Source organism: Streptomyces odonnellii (assembly GCF_000981895.1).
GTDB classification, from domain to species: domain Bacteria; phylum Actinomycetota; class Actinomycetes; order Streptomycetales; family Streptomycetaceae; genus Streptomyces; species Streptomyces odonnellii.
Window position 1 is genome coordinate 1 of the sequence record NZ_LATD01000138.1, and the last position, 23,649, is coordinate 23,649.

The 23,649-nt window shown below is 71.7% G+C and carries 17 protein-coding genes and 1 pseudogene; 12 read left to right on the plus strand and 6 right to left on the minus strand.

Annotation, left to right across the window (positions count from 1 at the left end):
* The 8 genes from WH07_RS14445 to WH07_RS14480 form a co-directional block, all read left to right on the plus strand.
* A partial coding sequence (locus WH07_RS14445) for an ADP-ribosyltransferase (protein WP_046500268.1) occupies window positions 1–894 on the plus strand: 894 nt, incomplete at its 5' end.
* 211 nt (window positions 895–1,105) lie between these two features.
* Window positions 1,106–1,930, plus strand: a complete 825-nt coding sequence (locus tag WH07_RS14450; protein WP_232788891.1) for a hypothetical protein — start codon at window positions 1,106–1,108, stop codon at window positions 1,928–1,930.
* Between the two features lie 90 nt (window positions 1,931–2,020).
* On the plus strand, window positions 2,021–2,758 hold the full coding sequence (locus WH07_RS14455; protein ID WP_232788892.1) for a cupin domain-containing protein: 738 nt from the start codon (window positions 2,021–2,023) through the stop codon (window positions 2,756–2,758).
* Complete coding sequence (locus WH07_RS36225) at window positions 2,755–3,780, plus strand: hypothetical protein (RefSeq protein WP_052744382.1); 1,026 nt, start codon at window positions 2,755–2,757, stop codon at window positions 3,778–3,780. Before WH07_RS14455 ends, WH07_RS36225 begins: the two co-directional genes overlap by 4 nt.
* Window positions 3,777–4,733 (plus strand): hypothetical protein, encoded by a 957-nt coding sequence (locus WH07_RS14465; protein ID WP_046500270.1) that lies wholly within the window; start codon window positions 3,777–3,779, stop codon window positions 4,731–4,733. The genes WH07_RS36225 and WH07_RS14465 overlap by 4 nt, the downstream gene beginning before the upstream one ends.
* Complete coding sequence (locus WH07_RS14470) at window positions 4,730–5,275, plus strand: hypothetical protein (RefSeq protein WP_046500271.1); 546 nt, start codon at window positions 4,730–4,732, stop codon at window positions 5,273–5,275. The genes WH07_RS14465 and WH07_RS14470 overlap by 4 nt, the downstream gene beginning before the upstream one ends.
* A 141-nt stretch (window positions 5,276–5,416) precedes the next feature.
* A complete protein-coding gene (locus WH07_RS14475; RefSeq protein WP_046500272.1) occupies window positions 5,417–7,186 on the plus strand; it encodes an asparagine synthetase B family protein in 1,770 nt (589 codons plus the stop codon).
* Window positions 7,187–7,197: 11 nt separating this feature from the next.
* Entirely contained in the window at window positions 7,198–8,553 is a 1,356-nt protein-coding gene (locus WH07_RS14480) for an aldehyde dehydrogenase family protein (protein WP_232788893.1), read from the plus strand.
* Between the two features lie 85 nt (window positions 8,554–8,638).
* Here WH07_RS14480 and WH07_RS14485 read toward each other — a convergent pair whose 3' ends face one another.
* The 3 genes and pseudogenes from WH07_RS14485 to trhA all read right to left on the minus strand — a co-directional run bounded on the left by WH07_RS14485 (window position 8,639) and on the right by trhA (window position 11,004).
* On the minus strand, window positions 8,639–9,262 hold the full coding sequence (locus WH07_RS14485; RefSeq protein WP_046500274.1) for a TetR/AcrR family transcriptional regulator: 624 nt from the start codon (window positions 9,260–9,262) through the stop codon (window positions 8,639–8,641).
* 5 nt (window positions 9,263–9,267) lie between these two features.
* A pseudogene (locus WH07_RS37530) lies at window positions 9,268–10,078 on the minus strand (MFS transporter).
* A gap of 131 nt (window positions 10,079–10,209) precedes the next feature.
* A complete protein-coding gene (trhA, locus tag WH07_RS14500) occupies window positions 10,210–11,004 on the minus strand; it encodes a PAQR family membrane homeostasis protein TrhA (protein WP_079023221.1) in 795 nt (264 codons plus the stop codon).
* 284 nt (window positions 11,005–11,288) lie between these two features.
* Between trhA and WH07_RS14505 the strand changes: the two genes are divergently transcribed.
* Both WH07_RS14505 and WH07_RS14510 read left to right on the plus strand, forming a co-directional pair.
* On the plus strand, window positions 11,289–13,151 hold the full coding sequence (locus WH07_RS14505; RefSeq protein WP_046500278.1) for a phosphoenolpyruvate carboxykinase (GTP): 1,863 nt from the start codon (window positions 11,289–11,291) through the stop codon (window positions 13,149–13,151).
* 181 nt (window positions 13,152–13,332) lie between these two features.
* On the plus strand, window positions 13,333–13,590 hold the full coding sequence (locus tag WH07_RS14510) for a hypothetical protein (RefSeq protein WP_046500279.1): 258 nt from the start codon (window positions 13,333–13,335) through the stop codon (window positions 13,588–13,590).
* A 31-nt stretch (window positions 13,591–13,621) separates the two neighbouring features.
* Here the strand turns inward: WH07_RS14510 and WH07_RS14515 are convergent, their stop codons facing one another.
* Together WH07_RS14515 and WH07_RS41125 are read right to left on the minus strand one after the other, a co-directional pair.
* On the minus strand, window positions 13,622–15,835 hold the full coding sequence (locus WH07_RS14515; protein ID WP_046500280.1) for a S1 family peptidase: 2,214 nt from the start codon (window positions 15,833–15,835) through the stop codon (window positions 13,622–13,624).
* A 48-nt stretch (window positions 15,836–15,883) separates the two neighbouring features.
* Window positions 15,884–16,390 carry a hypothetical protein gene (locus WH07_RS41125; protein WP_232788894.1) on the minus strand — a complete coding sequence of 169 codons (507 nt, stop codon included), beginning with the start codon at window positions 16,388–16,390 and terminating at the stop codon, window positions 15,884–15,886.
* 346 nt (window positions 16,391–16,736) lie between these two features.
* On the opposite strand from WH07_RS41125, the gene WH07_RS14525 reads away from it, so the two are divergent.
* Both WH07_RS14525 and WH07_RS14530 read left to right on the plus strand, forming a co-directional pair.
* Window positions 16,737–20,324 carry an ALF repeat-containing protein gene (locus WH07_RS14525; RefSeq protein WP_232788895.1) on the plus strand — a complete coding sequence of 1,196 codons (3,588 nt, stop codon included), beginning with the start codon at window positions 16,737–16,739 and terminating at the stop codon, window positions 20,322–20,324.
* Window positions 20,312–20,692 (plus strand): DUF6086 family protein, encoded by a 381-nt coding sequence (locus tag WH07_RS14530; RefSeq protein WP_052744384.1) that lies wholly within the window; start codon window positions 20,312–20,314, stop codon window positions 20,690–20,692. Before WH07_RS14525 ends, WH07_RS14530 begins: the two co-directional genes overlap by 13 nt.
* A 76-nt stretch (window positions 20,693–20,768) precedes the next feature.
* Here the strand turns inward: WH07_RS14530 and WH07_RS14535 are convergent, their stop codons facing one another.
* A complete protein-coding gene (locus WH07_RS14535) occupies window positions 20,769–23,648 on the minus strand; it encodes a golvesin C-terminal-like domain-containing protein (protein ID WP_157877342.1) in 2,880 nt (959 codons plus the stop codon).
* Window position 23,649: the final 1 nt, after the last annotated feature.

Here is a 23,649-nt window from a genome sequence, read left to right on the forward strand (position 1 = left end):
ACCGCCACCGCCACCCCCACCGGTGCCCCCACGCGCACCCGCTACACCCTCGCCGCCGACGAGCCCGACGCCGCTGCCGCCCAGGCCGCGATGCAGGCGATGGTCACGGCGTCCCTCGCCGGTTTCGGTACGTACGAAGACGCGGAGCAAGCGGCCCAGGACGCCCTTGGCTCCGAACAGGACGGGCCGAACCCCGAGATCGGTGACGACAACCCGAACGACCCCAACGTGGAGCAAGGGGACCTCGGAAGCTGCGACGACGCCAACCGGCCGATGGACGCGTTCCACGCGCTGGACGAGATCCCGACGTACCGCCCGGGCAAGGACGGCCGCAAGGAATGGTCGGAGGAGGTCGAGCGAATCGCTCAGGAGAACCCGCTGACCAAGGACTTCACCGCCGAGGACGCGCTCATCATCGCCGACTACACCGGTCCCTGGGCCAATGACGCCAACATGTACCTGCGCGGCCAGCCGGTCTCCGGCAGCCGTGCCGCCAAGGTCCCGGAGTTCATCGAGAAGATGGACCGTGCCCTGGAGCACCTGCCGCCGGTCAGCGCGACCGTCTACCGGGGTACGTTCATGCCGCAGGAGATGCTCGACAGGTACGCCGCGGGTGAAGAGATCACCATGCCCGAGTACCTCAGCACATCCACCGACATCAACAAGGCCCAGCGCGCCGCCGCCAACGCGAAGAGCAACGGCCGGCAGGGCGAGTCGGTGCTCGTCCGCATCGAGACGGACAACGGCCGCAACATCGACCCGCTGTCCCGCTATCGGGGCAGGGAGTCGGAGGTCCTCATCCCGCGCGACGGCAAGTTCACGCAGACCGGTACGGAGACGACCATCATCGACGGCAAGGAATACAAGGTCATCGTCCTGAAGCAGACGGGGTGAGCCACGGCCCCGGCGCCACCCCGGCCCTGTGCGGTGCCCCGCCGCACACCGTGCGGGGCCGACGCCGTAACATCGCGCGCCGCACGACTTCATCACCCGGCAGCCGCGGGCCCGTTCACCCGTAGCCGCCCCGTTCCACCCGTACCCGATCCGTCACCAGTACTCGGTCCGCACCGGATCCGCAGCACGCGCACCAGAAAGGAGGCCCGCCATGAGCCGTTTCGACCAGCTCCTCGGCACCGATTTCGACGATCGGCCGGTGGCCGACACCGACGAAGTCATCTACGGCGGCCTCGACGACCCCCGCCACCGCGCCCGGGTCCCAGGACTGACCGAGATGATGTCCGATCCCGCGGCCCCCGCCCGGGAGCGCTTCCTCGCCTGCCTCGCCCTCACCACCTGGGGCGAGCCCGCGGGGTACGAAGCGCTGATCCGGGCGGCGGGTTCGCCCGCGGCCACCCCCTGGTACGAGGTCCTGGTCAACCGGAAGTTCGCGGTCGACAGCACCTTCGCCCAGCTCGCGATAGCCGTCGGCGACAGCGCGGAACCGGCGGAGGAGAAACGTACCGCCGGACAGCGGGAAGCGGCCTTCCGGGCGCTCGTACGCATCGCGGACACCGAGTACTTCGAGGACCAGCTCGGCGATCTCATGCCCGAGACGATGGTGGCCCTGGTGCTGCCCGACCTCGCCGAGACGGTCGAGCGCGGCGTCAACTCCCTTGTCCTGCAAGCGGACCCGCACGGGCGCCCGCACGGCCACCCGCATCCGCACCCGGACCGGAAGCCTCCGGCGTTCGACCTCGCCACCCAGCTCGTCGATCTGGCCGGCGCGGCCGCCCTCGTCGACGGCCCGCTCGCCGCGAAACTCGCCATGGCCGTCCTCGAAGCCGAGGCGTCGCCCCGCGCACTGGTGCACGCCGTGACCCTTCTGCACCGCTCAAAGGCCCCGGACGTACGGCAGTTGGGCGAGTACATGATGTCCGTCGGTGACGACCGCGTACGGAATCTGGCCACGGACGCGCTCCGTTCATCCTGATCTCGTCTGGCATTTGTGCCGTCCGTGCCGCTTGTTCCCGAAGGTGGGCCTACCATGCGGTGGTGGTCCACAGCGTGATGGGGGGCGTCGATGTCCGACGTGGATACCGGTTCCGGCAGTCCGGGGCTTCGGGGTATGGGGCGGCTGGCGCGTGAACTGCCGTACGGCGTCGAGCTGTTCCATATCGGCCCGGACGGAAGCGTGCTGTTCGCGGACCGCGACGGCGCGCGGGAGCTCGGGCCGCGCGAGGAGTTCCTGCCCTTCATCGACGACGGGCAGTTCGCCCACTATCTCGTCGGTGACGCGCGCACCTCGCCCGAGCGCCCCTCCAACGCCACCGTCAAGATCGGTGTCGTGGGACCGCGCAGTGCCTTCACCCCGCACGCGCACGGCGGCGAGCACTTCGTCCTGAGCCTCGGCCATGCCTCCTGCGGCCTCTGGGACGCGCCGCGCGGCCGGGTCACCGAGATCCCGCTGGCGCCCGGGGGGATGATCCGTATCCCCGAGATGATGCCCCACTCCTTCGCCAACCGGGGCACGAAACCGCTCAACATCCTCGCCGCCAACACCGGCTTCGGCATCGACCACGAGGACTACGCCATCACCGCGGACGAGGCCGAGCGCCGCGCCACGGACGATGTCGTACGGAGCAGCCGCCGCAGCGTCGGCACCGTCGCCCGGATCGGCACCGACTTCGGACTGCTCGCCGCCGCGCTGCGCGACATCGAGCGGGTCCAGCGGATCCGCGGCGTCGGCGCGCTCACCGCACGGGAGCGGTTCGCGGCCGGGCTGCGCAGGATCGCGTCCGCACTGGAGGGCCGACGGTGATCTGCCCGCACTGCAACCAGAATCTGCTGCTCAAGGAGCGGCCGAACAAGACCTGTTCCAAGTGCCACCGCACGTATGTCATGGATCCCAAGACCAATGCCCTGCGGCTCGGTGACGCGCGGATCGGACGGCTGACCGCCAAGCTCACCGCCGGCGGTACGGTGGCGGTGACCGTCGAGCAGTTCTGGGCCGCCGCCGCGCGCAAGATCCAGAAGAACTCCAACGGCACTGGTTACGCCGGGGCCATCGGCTGCGCGCTGATCGGCGTGCCGGTCGCCTGCGTCCTGGTCGTGATCGGCGACAAGGTCAGCGGCGGCGGGGTCTTCACCTTCTTCGGCGCGGTGATCCTGATCGGTGTCCTCATCACCGTGTACTCCGGCTTCAAGAACCCCAAGGTCGCGCGCAACAGCACGATGGACGAGGTGCGGTACGCCCTGCTGACCGAGTGGCCCAGGGTCTACGGTTCGGTCCCGCACGGGATCGTGGACCGTCACGCGTTCCGGGGCGCCCGCCAGCGGGACGGCGCTCGGGTCGCGCTGCTCTGCCCCGACGACGCCATCGCCGCCTTCCTGACTGCCAACCGGGTCCCGGACCGGTACGGGATGAGCGTGGTCGCCGATCTGCTGGACGTACCGGACGGCGTGCCGGTGATCGTCCTGCACGACGCGAGCGCCGCCGGCTGTCAGGTGCTCCTGCGGGCCCGGCAGAAGCTGCCCGGCCGCAAGGTCGTCGACGCGGGCCTGCCGCCACGGGCGGTGATGCGGGTGAAGGACGCGGGGGTACGCGGCCCGAAGCCGACGCCCGAGGCCATCCAGAGCCTGCGCGCCGGCGGCACGCTCACCGAGGCCGAACTGGACTGGCTGGCCAAGGGCTGGTCGACCTCCCTCATCGCCGTCCCGCCGGCCAAGCTCCTGGCGGCGGTCACCCGCGTCGCCGAACGCGTCACCGCCTCCGGCGACCCCGTCCAGCGCAGGGCGGAGGCGCTGGGCTTCCTCACCTGGCCGGGAGAGCCGCGCCGATGACACCGCCGACGACGAGCACTCCCGGCGGCGACGGAATACGCGCGCGGCTTCTCGACCGTGCGCTGGCCACCGCCGTCTCCCGGGTCGGGGCGCCCGGACGGATCCGGTTCACCGAGCGGCAGCTCTACTACGAGATGTGCCGGGTGCTGCGGCCGCTGGGAGCCGTGCCACGGCGGCTGCCGGTGACCCCGGCGGCGCCCGTGCGGTACGAGCGGTTCGAGGAGGCGCTGCGGCGGTACGGGGAGGTGCCCGGCCTGCTGGAGCCCGTACCCGTACTGGATAGGGAGGCGGAGGCCGGAGCGGAGGATCGCACCGCACAGGCGCCGCCGCGGGAGCCCGCCGAGCCCGACCTCTACGACTACGGCCTGCCCCGGCTGCTCGTCTGCCAGAGCCGCTCCGTCGCCCGGATGCTCCTCGCGAACGATGTCCATCTGGAGGCCGCCTGCCCGGTCCTCACCCCCGACAGCCTGCCCCTCGACCCCCGCCTGGTCGCCGGGCTCGGCCGGGTCGACGGCGCCACCGTGCACGTCCTGCACGACGCGAGCACCGCCGGTCTCGCCCTTGTCGCGCGCGTGCGCGACAGCGTCGCGGGCGCCCCGGGCGGCCACGCCGTACGCGTCGCGTCCATGGGGCTCGTACCCCGGCACGCCGCCGCCCTGCACCTCACCTCCCCGCGCGGCCCCGCCCCGGACCCGGACGGGCCCGGACTGCCGGCGGCGCACGTGGCCCTGAGACCCCGCGAGCGCGACTGGCTCGCCGAGGGACGCTTCGCGGAGGTGGAGGCCGTACCCCCGGCGCGTCTGCTGCGTACGGTGCTGCGCCAGGTGCGCGGGCCGAGGATCCCCAGCCACTCCATATGGACGGGCCTGCGTGAGCTGCGTACGGCCGGATTCATGACATGGCCGACGAACCGACCCGGCGAGACCAGGCGATACGAGGACACGAGGCGATGAACCGGCCCCGCGAAACACCGTACAGAGACGAGCTGCTTGCCGACCGCACCGTCCACCGGCGGTACGAGGACGGGCGCGAGGAGTGGCGGCGGCGCGACAGCTCCACCGTGGTGCGCTGGCACGACAACCGGGGGATGTCCGGCACCGACGAGCTGCTCGGGCAGCGGATCATCAAACGGACGTACGCGGACGGCACCGTCATCTACGGCCGCGACCTCGGCTACGGCCGTACGGTCTGGGGCCAGGGCGAGACGGTCATGGTCAACCGGACCTCGTTCGGCGGGCGCATGGGCGTGCTGCTCGGCGGACTCGGCCTGGCGACGCTCGCGGTGACCGCAGCGCAGTTCCCGCCGACGGCCCTCAGCCCCGAGGAGGAGGAAGAGCTCAGGCAGCAGGCTCAGAGCAGTTCGGGCGGCGGCGGCCCCGACGGCGGCGAGTGGGGCGACGACGGCGACACCGGTGACGACGGCGGCGGCTTCGACTCCGACGCGGGCTGGGACTCCGACGGCGACGGCGGCTGGAGCGACGACGACTTCGGATGAGCCGCCGACCGGGCGGCTTCGTAGGAGCGGACGGTTTCGTACGGGCCGCGGCGTGCGGACCGTACGGCCGCGGCGGACCAGCCGTACGGCGGGCGGGCAGGCAGGCGTGACAGCAGGCGTGACAGCACGAGGAGCGTGACCATGGCGCGGTTCAGCGCCTTCCTGGCGGCGGATTCCCAGCACGCCAGGGACCAACTGACGGCGACCGGTGCCTCCGTACGCCCCGAAGGCCCCGCGCTGGCGCTGGTCGAGGACGAACCGGGCCATGCCACGGGTCCGTTCACCGCGTACGGCCGTACGGCGGTCGGCGAGGTCACCCTGCACAACCGGCCCGAGCTGCTCGCCGCCCTCGCCGCGGCCGGCGCGCCCGCCCCGCCCGACTGCCCGGACGGCGAACTGCTGCTGCGCTGCTGGGCACGGCTCGGTACGGACGGGATCCGCGCGGCCGAGGGCATGTTCGCGCTCGCCGTGCACGAGGACGCCGGTCTTGTGCTGATCCGCGACCACGTCGGCGCCCGCACCCTCTTCTACGCACGCGCCGCGGACTGCTGGGCCGCGTCCACCTCGCTGCGTGCCCTGCGCCGCTGGCCCGCGCTGGACACCGGCCTCGAACTCGCCGCCGTACGCTCCTTCCTGACCTTCGCCTACCTGCCAGGCGAGGAGACCCTGCTGCGCGGCGTGCGCGAGGTGCTGCCCGGACGGTGTCTGCGGCTCGCGCCGGACGGCACCCTCACCGAGGAGCACTACTGGGAGCCCCGGGAGCTGATCGAGGACGACGGCGCACCGCCGGAGCGGTACGCCCTGCGGCTGCGTGAACTCCTGGAGGAGGCGACCGCGCGACGGCTTCCCGAGGCGGCGGCCGTGGGTGTCCTGCTCTCCGGCGGCGTCGACAGTTCGCTGGTCACCGCCCTCGCCGCCAAGCTGCACGCCTACCCCGTGCACACCTACTCCATCAGCTTCGGCGACGAACTCCCCAACGAACTGGGCTACTCGGGCCTGGTCGCCGCCCACTGCCACACCCGCCACCGGGTGCTCACGGTCTCCGGGACCGCCGTGGCCGCACGCCTCGCGGAGGCCGCCGCGCTGCTCGACAGCCCCGTCGGCGATCCGCTGACCGTACCGAACCTGATGCTCGCCGAGGCGGTGGCCGGCGACGGGCTGAAGGTCGTGCTGAACGGGGAGGGCGGCGACCCGGTGTTCGGCGGGCCCAAGAACCTGCCCATGCTGGTCCACGAGATGCACCGGGGCGATGTGGCCGCGGCGACCGGCGACCCGGGCAGGGCCGCGCGTACGACCACGTACCTCCGCTCGTACCGCAAGTGCTACACCGATCTGCCCGATCTGCTCACCGCCGACGCGCTCGACGCCCTCGCCACCGCGCCCGCGCCCGAGCGCTTCGTCGCCCCCTATCTGACGCCCGCGGCCCGCGAAGGCCGGATGGACCATCTGCTCAACCAGCTTCTGCACTGCAATCTGCGCACCAAGGGCGCCCACCACATCCTCACCAAGGTCGAACGGCTCACCGCCTCCCAGGGCCTCCAGGGCCGCGCCCCGCTCTTCGACCGCCGGGTCGTCGACCACGCCTTCGCCACCCCGCCCCGCTGGAAGCTGAACGGCGCGGTGGAGAAGTGGGTGCTGAAGGAGGCGGTACGGGACCTGCTGCCCGGCACGGTCGTCGACCGGCCCAAGAGCGGGATGCGCGTACCGGTCCAGCAGTGGCTCGGCGGGCCGCTGCGCGAGCTGGCGGGCGATCTGCTGCTGGGCGGGGAGGCCCGCGCCCGCGGCCTCTTCCGGCAGGACACCGTACGCGCCTGGATGCGCGGCGAGGGCGCGCTGCTGCCGAGGCAGGGCGGCAAGCTGTGGCTCGTACTCACCCTGGAACTGTGGCTGCGCGCCTACGACATCCGCTGATGGAGGCTCCCTTGCACACGCTCGCCCTCACCGACCCCCGTACCGGACGCGTGCGCGGGGACCTCACGGTCGCCCGGGAGGAGCAGGTCGCCCTGGTGACCGCCGCGGGCCGGCGGGCCTTCGGCGGCTGGCGGGCGCTGACACCGAGGGAGCGGTCGCGGCGGCTGGAGCGGCTCGCCGCGCTGATCGAGGAGCACGCCGAGGAGTACGGCGCGCTGGAGCGGGCCGGTACGGGCAAGCCCGCGTCCGAGACGGCCGGCGAGGTGGAGCAGGCGGCCGACCTCTTCCGTTTCTACGCCTGGGCGGCGCGCACGCGGTCCGCCCCGGCCGCCGGGAGCTTTGTCGCGGGCCACGAGAGCTGGGTCCGCTGGGAGCCGATCGGGGTCGTCGGGGTGGTCGTCCCCTGGAACTACCCGCTGATGATGGCGACCTGGCGCTGCGCGCCGGCCCTCGCCGCCGGGAACACGGTCGTCGCCAAGCCCGCCGAGACCACCCCCGACTCACTGGTCCTGCTCGCCGAGCACGCGCGCGAGGCGCTGGGGGAGTCCGTGCTCCAGGCGCTGCCCGGTGACCGGGAGACCGGGCGGCTGCTGGTGGGGTCCGGGGTCGACATGGTCGCGTTCACCGGCAGCGCGCCCGCCGGGGCCGATGTGGCGGCACGGGCCGGTACGCGGCGGGTCAGCCTGGAACTGGGCGGCAACGGCCCGGTCGTCGTCCTGCCCGACGCCCCCGCCTTCACCTGGACGGAGCTGGCCGCGGCGGCCACGTACAACGCGGGCCAGAGCTGCGCCGTCCCCGCGCGGGTGATCACGCTGCGCGAGAACTACGAGTCGGCTGTGGCCCTGCTCGGTGACGCGATGCGCGAGCGGCGCGCGGGCCAGGACTTCGGGCCGCTCAACAACGCGGACCAGGCGGCGCGTTACGACCGTATCGTCGGCGCGTCCGCCGCGAAGGAACAGACGACCGGCCAACTCGCCCCGGGGGAGGGCGAGGAGGACGGCTACTGGCGCCCGGCCCGTGTCCTCGCCGGTCTGCCGGACGACGATCCGGCGGTGGTCGAGGAGGTCTTCGGCCCGCTTCTGACGGTCCAGTCGGCGGACACCGTCGAGGACGCGCTCGCGCTGGCGAACGGCGTGCCGCAGGCCCTCGCCGCGAGCGTCTGGACCCGGGACCTGGCGGCTGGGCTGGACCTGGCGGGGCGGCTGAACGCGGGCGAGGCCTGGGTGAACTGCCATCTCGTACAGACCGCGGAGCTGCCGCACGGCGGCCGGGGCGCCTCGGGCCACGGCACGGACCTCAGCACGCTGGCGCTGCACGAGTACCAGCGCCCGAAGACGATCACGGCCCGGCTGACCGGCCCGCACTGACCCGACCGGCCTTGCCGGCGCGGGCCGGTGAGACGGTCCAGGCCCTGTCCCGCGAAGATCCGCGGGACAGGGCCCCGGACAAGGTCTAGAGCCGCAGGCCGGCCGTCAGGCCGTCCAGGGCGCGGTGGATCAGGTCGAGGAGATCGTCCCGGCAGCCGCGCTCGCCCCAGTACAGGGTGACCTCGCGCAGCGCGCCCAGTACCGCCGCGACAAAGATCCGCACCTCGATGTCGTCCGGCTCCCGGCCGGTGCGCTCCGCCAGCACCTCCGCGAACAGCTTCGCCGTCGACGACATGGTCTCGGTCATCCTGGCGCGTACGGCCGGGACTTCGACCATCAGCTTGGTGCGCTGGACCATCTCGTCGAGCCCCGTCGCCATGACGGTCCGCATCGTCTGGTCCATGAGGAACCGGATGGACTCCAGCGGCGGTTCGCCGGCCGGCCTGGCGCGCAGCACGGACGCCATGACCGGGTCGTACTCGTCGGTGAGGACGATGTCTTCCTTGGTCGGGAAGTAGCGGAAGACGGTCGAGGGAGACACCTCGGCCGCCTCCGCGATCTGTTCGATGGTGGTCGCCTCGTACCCTTGCTCGGCGATCAGTCCGTAGGTCGCCCGCCGGATCGCGATCCGGGTCTTGAGCTTCTTGCGCTCGCGCAGGCCCATCGGGGGCTCGTGCTCCGCGAGGGGGGTACGGGAAGTGGCGGCCATGGTTCCTATTGTCGGGCATCGGCGGGCGCCGGGGCCACGCCCGCGTCACCGCCGGGATCCCCGTTCTTGTCCGCGCCGTCACCGGCGCGCCGCGCCGCCCGTCCGGGATCCGGCAGTAGTGTGGCGACCAGCAGCGCCGAGGCCAGCGCGGCGGCGCCGCAGACCAGCAGGGCGAGATTCATGCCATGGACGTACGCGGCGTCCGCCGAGGCCGCGAGCCCGGGCGAGCCCAGCGTCTCGGCGACGACGTGCGCGGCGACCGCCGAGTCCCCGGCGGTGTCCGCGGCGGCGGCGGGCAGCCCCGAGGTGTCCAGCCGGGACGCGTAGGCGGCGGCGAGCAGCGAGCCCAGCAGGGCGATCCCGGCCGCGCTGCCCATCTGCCGTACGGTCATCAGCAGCCCGGAGCCGCTGCCGGCCCGGTCCGCGGGCAGGGTGGCGACGGCCCCGTCCATGGCCGGTACGACGGCGAAGCCGAAGCCCACCCCGGCGATGGACAGCCACAGCGCGGTGAACCCGTACCCGCTGTCCACGGTCGTACGGCTGCCGAGGACCGCCGCGAAGGCAAGGACGACCAGGCCCCCGGCGATCGGCGATGAGCATCCGGCGGCGGCCGAAGCGGTCGCCGAGCAGTCCCGCGGGGAGCATCAGGGCGGCGAAGACGACGACATAGGCGTCGGCCGTCCACTGCTGCTGATTGGTGGTGGCGCCCAGCTCCGCGGCCGTCGTCGGCAGCGCCACATTGAGGATCGTCAGATCGAAACCGAGCACGAGCATGCTCGCGACGAGGGCGCCGAGCGCCCACCATCGGCGGCCCATGGCAGCCCTCCTCCGGGAGTTAGTGTCAAGTGACAGTAACTCCCAAAAGGTGGTGAGCGTCAAGTTTGGAGTTGTGGTGGGGTGCTCCGGCGGTTGTGCGCGGGCGGCTCGGCGGGCGCCCGGCGGACGGCTCAGGAGTGCTGGTAGGCCACCAGGGAGATGCCGACGAAGTGCACGACGAACGCGGCCAGGGTGAAGGAGTGGAACACCTCGTGGAAGCCGAACCAGCGCGGTGACGGGTTGGGGCGCTTCAGCCCGTAGACCACCCCGCCGACGCTGTAGAGCAGCCCGCCGACGATCACCAGTACCAGTACGGCGATCCCGCCCGTGCGCAGGAAGTCGGGGAGGTAGAAGACCGCGGCCCAGCCCATCGCGATGTAGCACGGCGTGTAGAGCCAGCGCGGCGCCCCGACCCAGAGCACCCGGAAGGCGATCCCGGCCGCGGCGGCGGCCCATACCGCCCAGAGCAGGGTCCGGCCGCTGGAATCGGGCAGCAGGAGCATGGTCAGCGGGGTGTAGGTGCCCGCGATGATCAGGAAGATATTGGCGTGGTCGAGCCGCCGGAGGACGGCCTCGCCGCGCGGGCCCCAGGTGCCCCGGTGATATATCGCGCTCACGCCGAAGAGCAGGCAGGCGGTCAGGATGTAGATCCCGCAGGCGACCCGGGCGCGGGTCGAGCCGGTGAAGATGACCAGGACCATTCCCGCGACCAGTACGGCCGGGAACATGCCCGCGTGCAGCCAGCCCCGGAGCCTTGGTTTGACCGCACTGGCCGCGCCGGCCGGGTCGGCCGTGCCGACGGCGTCCACCGCGCCGGCCGCGTCGGCCGTCCTGGCCGCGCCGAGCTGTTCGGTGCCCCCTTCCCTTGGTCTGTGCGCTTCCTGTGACCGCGGGTTGGCGAGGGGCTCGGGCGCTGCAGGAGTCATAGGCACATGCTACCTACGGGAGCGTAGGTTACGTTTCAGTACAAATTCACCCTACGGCCATCCTGGCGGGGTGGTGATGCCGTCTCGCCGGGGTCGCGATGCCCGTGTGAAGAGTGGCCATGCTCACGTGTGCGGCCCCCTGGACAGATGGGCGCTAGAATCGGATGATCAAATGAGTGCGGTCGGTACCGGATGAGCGGCCAGTGGGGCCGCGAACGCTACGAAGCGTCCGGGCCGCGGCCCCCAAGGGGCACAAACTCAAAAACCCTCATCAAGGAGCAATCGTGGCGCGCGATATCGCGGCTCCCAGCGCCGTCCCCAGCACCCTCCCCAGCGCTCTCCCCACGCAACACGGGGAATTGATCTCCTGGGTCGACGAGATCGCAGCAATCACACAGCCGGACAGGGTGGTCTGGTGCGACGGGTCCGAGAGCGAGTACGAGCGCCTGTGCGGGGAGCTCGTCGCCAAGGGGACCTTCATCAAGCTCGACCCGGTCAAGCGGCCGAACTCGTACTACGCGGCCTCCGACCCGTCCGATGTGGCGCGCGTCGAGGACCGTACATACATCTGCTCCGAGAAGGAGGAGGACGCGGGCCCGACCAACCACTGGAAGGCGCCCGCCGAGATGCGGGACATCTTCACCGGCGACAAGGGCGTCTTCCGCGGTGCGATGCGCGGCAGGACGATGTACGTGGTGCCGTTCTGCATGGGCCCGCTGGGCTCACCGCTCTCCGCGATCGGTGTCGAGATCACCGACTCCGCGTATGTCGCGGCCTCCATGCGCACCATGACCCGTATGGGACAGGCGGTCCTCGACGAACTCGGCCCGGACGGCTTCTTCGTCAAGGCCGTCCACACGCTGGGCGCGCCGCTGGCCGAGGGCGAGAGCGACGTACCGTGGCCGTGCAACAGCACCAAGTACATCTCGCACTTCCCCGAGACCCGCGAGATCTGGTCGTACGGTTCCGGGTACGGCGGCAACGCGCTGCTGGGCAAGAAGTGCTACGCGCTGCGTATCGCGTCCGTCATGGCGCGTGACGAGGGCTGGCTCGCGGAGCACATGCTGATCCTCAAACTCACCCCGCCGCGCGGGAAGTCCAGGTACGTGGCCGCGGCCTTCCCGTCGGCGTGCGGCAAGACGAACCTCGCCATGCTGGAACCCACCATCTCCGGCTGGACGGTGGAGACCATCGGTGACGACATCGCGTGGATGCGGTTCGGCGAGGACGGCCGGCTGTACGCGATCAATCCCGAGGCGGGCTTCTTCGGTGTCGCGCCCGGCACCGGCGAGCACACCAACGCCAACGCGATGAAGACGATGTGGGGCAACTCGGTCTTCACCAATGTGGCGTTGACGGACGACGGCGACGTCTGGTGGGAGGGCATGACGGAGGCACCGCCCGCCCATCTCACCGACTGGAAGGGCAACGACTGGACGCCCGAGTCCGGTACGCCAGCCGCACACCCCAACGCCCGCTTCACCGTCCCGGCCGGGCAGTGCCCGATCATCGCGCCCGAGTGGGAGGACCCCAAGGGGGTCCCGATCTCGGCCATCCTCTTCGGCGGCCGCCGCGCCACCGCCGTACCGCTGGTCACCGAGTCGTTCGACTGGCAGCACGGAGTGTTCCTCGGAGCCAACGTCGCCTCCGAGAAGACGGCGGCCGCCGAGGGCAAGGTCGGCGAACTGCGCCGCGACCCGTTCGCCATGCTGCCGTTCTGCGGCTACAACATGGGCGACTACATGGGCCACTGGCTGGAGATCGGCGCGAAGGCGGCGGCCAGGGGCGACGAGTCGAAGCTGCCGAAGATCTACTACGTGAACTGGTTCCGCAAGGACGACGCGGGCCACTTCGTATGGCCCGGCTTCGGCGAGAACAGCCGGGTGCTGAAGTGGATCGTGGAGCGGCTGGAGGGCACGGCGGACGGTGAGCAGACCCCGATCGGTGTGCTGCCGACGAAGGAGTCCCTGGACACGGCGGGCCTGAAACTGTCCGACGAGGAGCTGGAGTTGCTGCTGTCGGTGGACCGGGAGGTGTGGCGCGAGGAGGCTTCGCTGATCCCGGCGCACCTGAAGACCTTCGGGGAGCACGCGCCGAAGGGGCTGTGGGAGGAGTACGAGGCGCTGCTGGGGCGGCTGGAGGTGTAGCGCAGGCGGCTGGAGGTCCAGCGCACGGCGCCCGCGCACGCCGACCGCGTGAAATGCCCCCGCCTGCCGTCCACTCGGGACGGCCGGCGGGGGCCCGGGACCGGCAGAGGCAACCCTTCCGCATGTGCGGCGGTCCTACCGTGCGTCATGCTCAGCGCGTCGACCGAAAAGGGCGTAGTCCATGGTGTCCGATCCCCGCCGCTGTCTGGACGTACCGCAGGGTTTCGACGACGCGGACGCCGAGACGGCCGTGCATCCCATGGCCAGGAAGCTGTTCCCCGCCACCACCGCCGCGGAGGCCTTCAGGAAGGCCTCCGAGTGGGTGGCGGAACACAGGGTCTTCCTGGTGGATGTGTCCTGGGACTTCGCACACGACGAGGACCAGCCCTGCACGCTGAGCGTCTATTTCACGTTCGAGCCGGAGCCGGAGGACATCTGACGTCCCGGTCTCCCGCCGGCGGCTCCGCGCGTCAGCGGATCGACATGCCGAAGGCCTTGCCGGTGAGAGCCAGGCCGTTGAGGCCGGGCTGGTACGTCGTCACCGTCCCGCCCGTGCCGCCCATGGCGTTCGACCACGGCAGCCCGTGGACGGCGCCGCGCTCGGCGGGGCCGTGCGGCATGCCGATCCACAGGTGCGTGCCGGTGGCGTTGAGGTAGTTGCCCACGCGCTGCGACGCGCCGGGGGTGCCGGGCAGGCCGCGTGCGTTGCCCGCTTCGATCCAGTGCTCGGAGTCTCCCGGCTCGCCCAGGAGCGAGAAGGTCATCACGATGCCCGCGTCGGTGGCCGTGGCGATGTCCTTGCCGGGTACGCCGACCGCCAGCAGCATGGTCGAGGCCGTGCCCGTCTCGTTCGGTGCGGTGTTCGCGGTGGCGACCTCCGCGCCGAACTCGTCGCCGGTGGCCGAGGCTCCGTTCACGCCGGCGATCCCCTGGTGGATGGTGGCGAGCTGGGTGACCGCACCGGCCGCGCTCACCCGCAGGGTGGTCACCTGGCCCGCGTCGGCGAAGGAGGTCGTGCCGACCCACAGCGTCTCGCCGGGTGTGCCGACCGCGAGGATCGAGTCGGTGGCGGCGGTGGCGCCGGAGGGGCGGTACGCGGTCATCGACAGGGACTCTCCGAACCGGTCGCCCGGCTCGGCGGCGTCGCTGATGCCGTCGGTGTCCTGGTCGACGGTGGCCACGGGGGTCGGTATGTTGTCCGCGCTCAGTTGGTGCTTGAGTACCGTGACCGATCCGGCTTCCGCGGCGGCCGTGTCGGAGGTCTCGCCCGGAGCGCCGATCGCGAGATGGTTCGGCGAGGCCGTCACTGCGGCGCCGAACCGGTCACCGCCCTCGATGACGCCCACCACGCCCGGGTCGTCCTGGTGGATGGAGACGTTGGTGGTGCCGCGCAGATAGAAGACAAGCCCCGCGTCCACATGGCCCTTCAGGTTCTTGCCGGGGACACCGATGACCAGGTACGGCTCGCCTGCGGCGGTGTGGCCGGCGGCCAGGGCGGCGCCCATCCGGTCGTCCGCCACCGGCACGTTCTCCTTGACGGCGCCCGAGCCCGTTCCCTGCTGGAGGCTCAACGCCGCGGCGCCCTTGCCCAGGCCGTCGCGGGAGCCGTAGAGAACGGTCACCAGACCGGCGTCCGCCACGGTGCCGGCGTCCTCTGAGGGGACACCCACGACCAGATCGGAGCAGCCGTCCTCGTTGTGGTCGAACACGGCCAGCTCCTGGCCGAACCGGTCGCCCGCCTCGGCCGTGTCCGGCACACCGTCGACGTCCTGGTGGAGCACCACGTTGCCCTTGCCGGCGCCGTAGACGACCCGCACCAGGCCGGCCGCCGACAGACCGGCCACCGACGCCTCGGGGTCACCGCCCGCCACGTCCTCTACACCGTCGCAGTTGAAGTCGGTCACACGGGTCGCGTTCACCTTGGAGCTGATCCAGGCGCCCAGGTCGTCCACCCGGGTGGCCACCGCGCCGGTCCGGGTCTCGGCCTCGTCGGTGCCGAAGCAACCCCCCTGCCAGGAACGGCTGCTGACCGCGACCAGCTCGGCCCGGCCGCCGCTCTCGCGGACGACGGGCCCGCCGGTGTCACCCGCGCAGATCGCCGAAGAGGCTCCCGCACTCGCGAGATCGACCGAGCCGGCGGCGGGCGCGCCGTCCACGGTGAAGGCGGCGGAGTGCAGCTTGTCGGGCACCCACTGGGTCGCCGTACGGCCGTATCCCGTGGCCTTCAGGCTCTCGCCCGCGGCCGGCACGGCGGAGGCGAGCGGGAGCGGCGCGATCCCGGTGGCGGGCCGTGCGAGCCGGGCCAGTACGAGATCACGGCCCTCGTACGGCACGAGCTCGACGACCTCGGAGACCACGCCCGTGGCGGAGGTGAGATCCGTACGGCCGATGGTGGCGACGGTCCTCCAGGCGGGCTTGCCCGGGGCGACCGCGGTCGGCTGCTGCGGATCGGTGGCGAAGCAGCTCGCGGCGGTGGCGATCCACTCGGGCGCCACCAGAGAACCGGAGCAGGCTCGTTCGGAGTCGCCCATGACGAGCTTCGCGCTGAAGGTGTAAGTGCCGTCGGCGGCGGGGTCTCCGGCGACGGCGGACGCGGAGGCGGTGGTGAGGACGGTCGCGGCGGTCGCGGTCGCCAGGAGTGCTGCGGTGGCGGCGAGAGCCGCGCGCGGTCGTGAACTGGGCACGGGATTCCTTAGGTACGTGGCTGGTGGGACACGTCGGCCGGCGACAGGTCAGCCGGTGACACGGATCTCGACGAGGACCGACCTGGCCCCGCCGACCGTGCCCTCGCCGACCGGCTCGAAGCCGTCCTCGGGCACCTCGACGGTCGTGGTCGCGCCGTTGGCGGTGAGGTCGGCGCTGATCGGGTGCTCGCCCGTCTCCAGGGCGAAGACCCGGGGCAGCTCCAGCGTGAGATAGCCCGTCCTGGCGGTGGCCTCGAAGCAGTAGGTGTCGTCCCGGCCGACGCTGTCGTCCCCGACGGTCAGCACCTTGATCTGCCCCGGCGCCTGGTCGCACTCGGCCAGCAGGATGTGACCGTCGCCCTTCACCAGCTTGATGCCCTTGGTCGCGAGAATCCTCTCGGCTCCCGGATATCCGAAGAACTCGACCGCGGTCGGCGGGATGTCGTCGGCCTGCTCTCCCGTCGCGTCCACGGCGAATGCGAGCGGAATTCCGAACAGCGCGACGACGGCGCCCACGGCCGCGGTGAGAAGAAATTTACGGGCGCGCAGAATCACCTGAGATTTCCTTTCCAGGCGTGGCACCCGCACATCACTGGGCCCCCCGCCGATGTGATGGGATCGTAAAGACCGGAGGAAGCTAAGCCCGTCGTCCGCCGACAGTCAACGTGACCTGGCTCACCTCGACTTGAGGTGGGATCAGGCGCTCCGGAGGGCACGCCTTTCCGCGTGTAATGCGTGGACCTCGCGCGCCGATCCGCGCCGATCCGCTTTGAGCCCGCGGCCGATGACATCGAGATAATCCAGCGATGCGACACTTCAGCGAATAGGTTGCGTTTTGAGAAGTCTTCTGCATGGGAGAGGCAGGGCCGGAAGGCCCTCTCGCGTGATACGGGGCCTGTCCGTGGGCCTGTTGCCCCTGGCCCTTCTGGTGGGGCTGCTGGGAGGACCCGCGACCGCCGCCGCGGCCGGGGAACTCCCGTCGGACGCCGGGCCGATCGCCGCCCTGGCGGACGCGGCCCCCACGGACCGCGGCCTGGTCGTCGACTACTGGGCGGAGGGCGGTCCCGGCGTCAAGGCGGCCGCCGAGGCGGCCCTGACCGGCAGCGACGCCGATGTGCAGGTGTTCCTCGCGACCGTGGACGACCTGTCCTTCCAGGACGAGCGGGTGAGCGCCGCCCAGCTCGCCAGTGTCGGCGGTACGGAGCTGATGGCGGCGGCCCGGGAGGCGCTGGCCGGGACTCCGTACGCGTTGGCGGACTTCCTGGACGACGGCTGGGAGGAGCCGCTGGAGCAGGACAACCGCGTCCGGGTGGCCCAGATCGTCGACGCGGGCGGCCCCGTCGTCCAGGACGCCGGGCGGGCCGCGCTCAACGGCACGGCGGAGGACGTACGGAAGTTCCTCCGCGAGGGCCAGTACATCGAGCGTGAGCGGGACGAGCGGGTCCAGCTCGTCCAGGTCATCAGCGTGGGCGGACCCAATGTGAGGGCGGCCGGGCGCATCGCGCTGAACGGCGGTGCCGTGGACATCCGGGAGTTCCTGGAGGTCGGCCAGTTCGTCGCGCGCGACAAGGACCAGGAGCACGCCACCGTCGCCCAGCTCGCGGAGCAGGCGAAGGAGGCGGGCCGGCAGGCCGCCAAGGAGACCGAGTCCGCCAAGGCGGAGTCGGCCAAGGCGGTCGAGGCGGCGAAGCTCGCCAAGGAAGCCGCGCTGAGGGCCGCTTCCGAGGCCGAGGCCGCCAAGGACGACACCGCCACGGCCGCGCGCGCCGCGGGCCGCGCCGCCACGGCAGCGTCCCAGGCCGCCGCCGCCGCGCAGCAGGCGATCAGCGCCGCCCAGGCGGCCAACAACTCGGCGCGCGTCGCCGCGAACGCCGCCTCGCAGGCCGCCGCCGCCGCGGCCGGTGCCGCCCAGGCGGCGTCCCGCGCTCGCAACGCGGCCGCCGACGCGGCAGTGGACGCGGGGAACGCGGATGCCGCCCGTACGGCCGCGGTGAACGCCCGTAACGCCGCCAAGGGTGCCAACCTCGCCGCCGATGCCGCGGACCAGGCGTCCAAGGCGGCCACCGCCGCCGGGGACGCGGCACGCTCGGCCGCCGGGGCGGGAGCCAACTCGATCCTCGCCGCCGATGCCGCGATCGAGGCGAGCGACTACGCGGGCCAGTCCAGCGCCGCCGCCGCCGAGGCCCGTGCCGCCGCCGCGGCCACCAAGCGTCACGCCCAGGAGGCCGACCGCGCCGCGTCGGCCGCCGAGGCACTGGCCCGCAAAGCCGCGACGGCGGCGGGCGAAGCGAGGGACGCGGCGCGCTCCGCCGCGACGCACGCGAACAACGCCGCCGACGCGGCCGACGAGGCGGCCGAGCACGCGGGCGACGCCGCCACGGCCGCCGCCAGATCCACCGCGCACGCCAACGCGGCCACCGAGGCCGCGAACGCGGCGACCAGCGCCGTGACCGAGGCGCAGCGGATCCATACGCTCGCCCGCGAGGTGGAGGCCGAGGAACTGCTGGGCCGTACCAACGCCGGTATCGAGCGTGCCAAGGACCAGAAGGCGGCCGACACCGCCAGGACGGCCGGGCTGGCCGAGCTGGAGCAGGCGGTCAGGGACCGGGACGCCGAGCGGAACCGGCTGGTGGCCGAGGCCGCCGAGCCAGGTGCAGACCTCGGGGCCGTCGCCGGCCAGGGCCGCGAGCTGGCCGTACTGGCGATGAAGAACGGCACGGCATGGGGGCGCGCCGCTGCCGAGGCCGCCCTGGGCGGCCCCGACGAGGTCGTCGTCGACTACCTGCGCAACGGCTGGCGGACGGCCGAGGAGCAGGACGACCGCTCCTATGTCGAGCGCCTCGCCGAGGAGAGCGAGGTCAAGGAGGTACGCGACGCCGCCGAGGCCGCCCTCGACGGTGACGCCGCCACCATCACCGGGTTCGTCGACAACGGCCAGTACCAGGTCGCGTCCGAGAGCATGCGGGTCGCCATCGCACAGGCCGTCTCCGGCGCCGGGCCGATCCTCACCGAGGCGGGCAGGAATGCCCTGAACACCGGTGATCCCAAGAAGTACAGCGAGTTCCTGGTCAGGACCCAGTTCACCGCGCGGACGCAGGACGAGCGGGTCAGGGCGGCCCAACTGGTCTCCACCGGCGGGCCCGAGGTGAAGTCCGCGGCCCGGATCGCTCTGGAGGGTTCCCCGCAGACGCTGCACGCCTTCATAGCCTCCGGCCAGTACACGGCACAGCGCAAGGACCAGCTCGCCGCCACCCATGTGGCGCAGGTGCAGAAGCTGATCGCGGACGCGGCGAAGGTCGCGGCCACCGCGCAGCAGAACGCCGCGACCGCGCAGAAGGTCGCCGCCACCGCCCGCAAGGCGGCGGCCGAAGCCGACGCGTGGGCACAGAAGGCCAACGCCTCGGCGGCCGAGGCCGAGGGCTACGCCGACCAGGCGGCCCAGCACGCCAAGGACGCCGAGGCGTCGGCAGCCAGCGCCGCCGCTTCCGCCGCGACCGCACGCGACGCGGCGAACCGGGCCAATGTCTCCGCCGAGGACGCGGCCAGGTCGGCGGCCGACGCCACCCTCTCCTCGGAGACGGCCCAGGTGTCGGCGGCCGGCGCGTGGGTCTCCGCCGAGCAGGCGCGGCGATCGGCCATCGCCGCGGGCAAGGACGCGGAGGACGCCCTCAAGGCGGCCACCGAGGCGTTCACCATCGCGGTCACCAAGCAGCGGGAGGAGGAAGAGGCACGGCGCAGGGCGGCGGTCGCGGCGAAGGAGAAGGCGATGAACGACCCCGGCGCCCGCGCCCGTGCCATGTACCGCTGCGGCCAGGCATTCATCCCCTGCGATCCCCAGGGCTTTGTCCGCTGGTGCCAGCACAACGAGGTCAAGTGCGACATCCTCTCGATGGGCGACGAGTTCGGTGACGCCATGGAGCAGCTCTGGGGCATCACCGCGGAGCTCACGGGCCTCGGCCAGCTCGAAGCGTGCCTTGAGGAGAAGGACTTCGAGCACTGCAGCAGCCTCGCGGTGGACGTCCTCATCGGAGCCAAGCTCAAGTCCCTGGACAGGGCCTTCGACGCCCTGAAGCTGCTCAAGCGCGGCTGCAAAGCCCTCTCCGGCACGACGTCCAGGACGGTCACCCAGAAGGCGGCCATGGTCGGAAGGGGCTGCCTGGAAGGGGTGGAGCAATTCGATGTCTACGACCCCGTGACCGGCAATAAGATAACCGACATCGACCTGTTCGAGGACGATGTGCTCTGGGAGCTGAAGGACACGTTCTACGCGGACGACGACTGGATCATCAAGAACATCGACGGCAAGTTCGAGAAATATCTGCGGGCTCGTCAGCACCTCCCACAGTGCTGTTACGCGAACGCCCCGATCGGATTCCGCTATACGCACGAGAACATCGAGCCGCGGTTCAGGGGAGCGGTCGAGGCCCGGGTGCAGAAACTGCGAGAGAAGTACCCGGACGAGGACATCAGAGTGAGGTGGGACCACTGAGCTACGAATTCGAGACGGCCGGCAGAACCAGGACCATCTGGGATCCGGCGCTCAAAGTGGGGAAGCTGTATGTGTCGCTCGCGCAGGGCGCCGGTGAGCTGCTGGGACTTCCCACGGGCCTGACGCCCAACGAGCGCGGCGGCTGCGACGTCGACATGGCGACGTTTCAGACGTTCACCCAGGGCCTGTACGACAGGTACTGCTCCACCCGTCATCTCGTGCTGCTCGGCCTGATCAAGGGGCTGCTGATTTCCTCGATCGTGATGCTGGAGAACGGCGGCGGCACGATCGTCCGCACTCCGGAGCGCGAAGCGGGCCTCCTGGAGGACCACGACAGCTTCAGACGCGCGATGTGGGTGGAGAACTGACGGGGCGGTTCCTGGGAGAAACGGCCGTCCTGCCGGATTCTTTCCGGCAGGACGGCCGCACCGTTTCGCCGGTCCGCTATCGGATGAGCCGTACGGCGTCGGCGACGACATATCCGTCGGCGGCGTCGGAGAGTTCGACGGTGGCCGGCCTGCCCGCCGTGAACGAGAAGGTGCCCAGCGACACCCACTGCCCGCCACGCCGACGCTGGTCGACGCGCACGGTGGTGGGGTCCTCGGCGGCATGGCTGATGACGTACGGCGCGTTGGAGGCGCGGTTGGTGTGTGCCGTGTACCAGACGGCCACGTCGTACCTTCCGCTCACCGGTACGTCCAGCAGCCAACGCACGACCGCGCTTCCGGTACCCGAGGGACTGGTCCGGTAGTTCGGACCGTAATACCCGGCGGTCCCCGTCGCGTTGTTCCATGTGCCCGACACCACTTCGTAGTGCGAGGCATCGTCGTTGTCGGCGACGAGACCGTGGTAGGTCGTGCGTACGGCGTCGGCGACGACATAACCGTCGGCGGCGTCGGAGAGTTCGACGGTGGCCGGCCGGCCGGCGGTGAACGGGTAGCTGCCCAGTGAGACCCACTGGCCTCCACGCTCGCGCTGGTCGACGCGCACGGTGGTGGAGCCCTGGGCATGGTTGACGACGTAGGGCGCGTTGGAGGCGCGGTTGGTGTGTGCCGTGTACCAGACGGCCACGTCGTACGTTCCGTCGGCCGTTACGTCCAGCCGCCAGCGCACGACAGCGCTTCCGGTACCCGAGGGACTGGTCCGGTAGTTCGAGCCGTAGTACCCGGGGGTCCCGCTCGCGTTGTTCCACTCCCCGGACACGGTTTCGTACGCGGCCGAGTCGTTGTCCGCGACGGTGCCCCGGTGGGCGAGGCGGATCGCGTCGGCGGCGACCTGCCCGTCTGCGGCGTCCGAGAGCTCGATCGTGCCCCCGCCGCCGGCGGTGAACGCGTACTCACCGAGCCGTACCCACCGTCCACCGCCGGACCGCTGATCCACCTCGACCGTCTCCTGGCCTTCGGCATGGCGGATCACATAGGAGGCGTTGGACGCCCGGCCCGTCCCGGGCGGGTACCAGGCGGAGACCTCGTACACGCCGCTCATCGGCACATCCGGCCGGAACCGCGCGGTGGCGGTGCCGGTCCCCGCGGCATGTGTGCGGTGGCTCTGCCCGTACTCCCCGGCGGCCTTCTCCACCCGGGTCCAGCTCCCCGACACCACCTCGAAACCGGCGACGAAGTCATTGTCCGCGACGGCCTTAGGGGGGTCCGCGGGGCTCCCGCCCGAGGTCAGGAAGAGCTGGTCGGCGGCGATGACGCTGCCGCCGCCGCGCCCCTGGCCGGCCAGGGCGAACCGGATCGAGTGCCGTCCGGCCGCCAGCGGGACCGTTCCCAGCCGGTAGAGCTGATAGCCGTCACCCACCGTCATCGTCGGATCGACCAGTCCCTGATCGAGTGCTGTGCCGTCGACACTCGCGCGTATCCGTCCCCGGTCGGCCCCGCGGTGCAGCCGGACGGCCACCTCGTAGCCGCCCGCCGCCGCCACGTCGAACGGGACGTCGACATGGCCGCCCGCCGCAGGAGCCGGGTAGCGCAGCGTCCTGCCGCCCCGCGCGTTGGCGTCGGACACGACCGGCGCCGCCGCACCCGTCCCGGTACGGGCTTCCGCGGTGGCCAGTTCGTACGTCTGGAGGGAGAGCCCGGGACCGGTGGCCAGGCTGTCCCGCCCCTGGGTCAGCCATTCCAGGTCGAACCGGGCGATCGAGACGCGCTCGGGAAAGCCGGCGTCGTCGCCGTCACGGCCGTAGACCAACAGGATCGTGCCGTCGGACAGCCGGGCGAGGTCGGAGTAGTAGGACGTGCCCGGGTTGATCACCCGGCTGTACCGGTAGCTCGCCCCTCCGTCGTACGAGACCGAGACGGTCATGTTCTCCCGGGCCGAGGCGTCGGGCCCGCTGAACAGCACCCGGTCGACCGGGCCGCGACTGTACTGGAGCACACTGGCGTCCACCGAGACGAACTGCCCGGTCGAGCCGTCGATCGCGGGCGCGGACCAGCTCGTGCCACCGTCCGTGCTGGTCGCGGTGATGCGGTAGCGGGTGCCGCCCGAGCCCCACCGGCCGCTGAGGACGACCGCGCCGTCGCCGCGTTCGAAGACGCGGCTCTCATTGACCGGGTACGCGACGGACATCGGTATCCCGGCGCTCCGCCGCCAGGAACCGGGATCGCCATGGGCGTCGCTGTACAGCATCTCGACCCCGTAATTGCGGTCGGGGTCGGGGGCGCGGTGCTGGACGGGCATCAGCAGCCGGCCGTTCCGTAGCTGTATTCCATGGCCGGGGACCGGGCTGTTGAGCGTCCAGCCGTGCGGGTTGGAGGCGAACAACGGGGTCAGATCCTCGGGGGCCGACCAACTGGCCCCGGCGTCGTCGCTTCGTCTGACGAAGACGGTTCCGCCGGATCCCTTGTAGAAGAGACAGACCCGGCCCGTCCGCTCGTCCACCACCGGCGTCGGATTGCCCCAGCTCTGGCCCGTCTGCCTCGGAACCACGGGCACGCTCGCCGACCAGGTGCGCCCGCCGTCCGTGCTGCGGCGTACCAGGAGATCCTTCTCCCCGCCGTCGCCGACGACGAACCGGCCCTCGGTGAACGTGAGCACCACGTCGTCGGGCAGCGCCTGGCCGTTCCCCGCGGGCGGCACGAGCCCGGCGGGGACGACCGCCAGACCCTGCACATGGAAACTGGCGTACGCGTCGGCATCGGTCGAGTCCCACAGCTCGGACTCGGCGAACGAGCCCGTTTCGGCGACCGCGCCGACAGGAGCCGCGACCGCCCCGGCAGGGGCCGCGACCGCGCTCACTCCCCGTACCGCGTGCCCTGCCGCTCCGCTCTCCGCCGCCGTCGCCACCGGAGCCGCCAGGCCCATGGATACGAACAGGCTCATC

Bases quoted from the DNA above. Each gene is read 5' to 3' on its own strand.
- WH07_RS14450 (WP_232788891.1), top strand. From the start codon at position 1,106: ATGAGCCGTTTCGACCAGCTCCTCGGCACCGATTTCGACGATCGGCCG.
- WH07_RS14455 (WP_232788892.1), top strand. From the start codon at position 2,021: ATGTCCGACGTGGATACCGGTTCCGGCAGTCCGGGGCTTCGGGGTATG.
- WH07_RS14465 (WP_046500270.1), top strand. From the start codon at position 3,777: ATGACACCGCCGACGACGAGCACTCCCGGCGGCGACGGAATACGCGCG.
- WH07_RS14470 (WP_046500271.1), top strand. From the start codon at position 4,730: ATGAACCGGCCCCGCGAAACACCGTACAGAGACGAGCTGCTTGCCGAC.
- WH07_RS14475 (WP_046500272.1), top strand. From the start codon at position 5,417: ATGGCGCGGTTCAGCGCCTTCCTGGCGGCGGATTCCCAGCACGCCAGG.
- WH07_RS14485 (WP_046500274.1), bottom strand. From the start codon at position 9,262: ATGGCCGCCACTTCCCGTACCCCCCTCGCGGAGCACGAGCCCCCGATG.
- trhA (WP_079023221.1), bottom strand. From the start codon at position 11,004: ATGACTCCTGCAGCGCCCGAGCCCCTCGCCAACCCGCGGTCACAGGAA.
- WH07_RS14510 (WP_046500279.1), top strand. From the start codon at position 13,333: ATGGTGTCCGATCCCCGCCGCTGTCTGGACGTACCGCAGGGTTTCGAC.
- WH07_RS14535 (WP_157877342.1), bottom strand. From the start codon at position 23,648: ATGAGCCTGTTCGTATCCATGGGCCTGGCGGCTCCGGTGGCGACGGCG.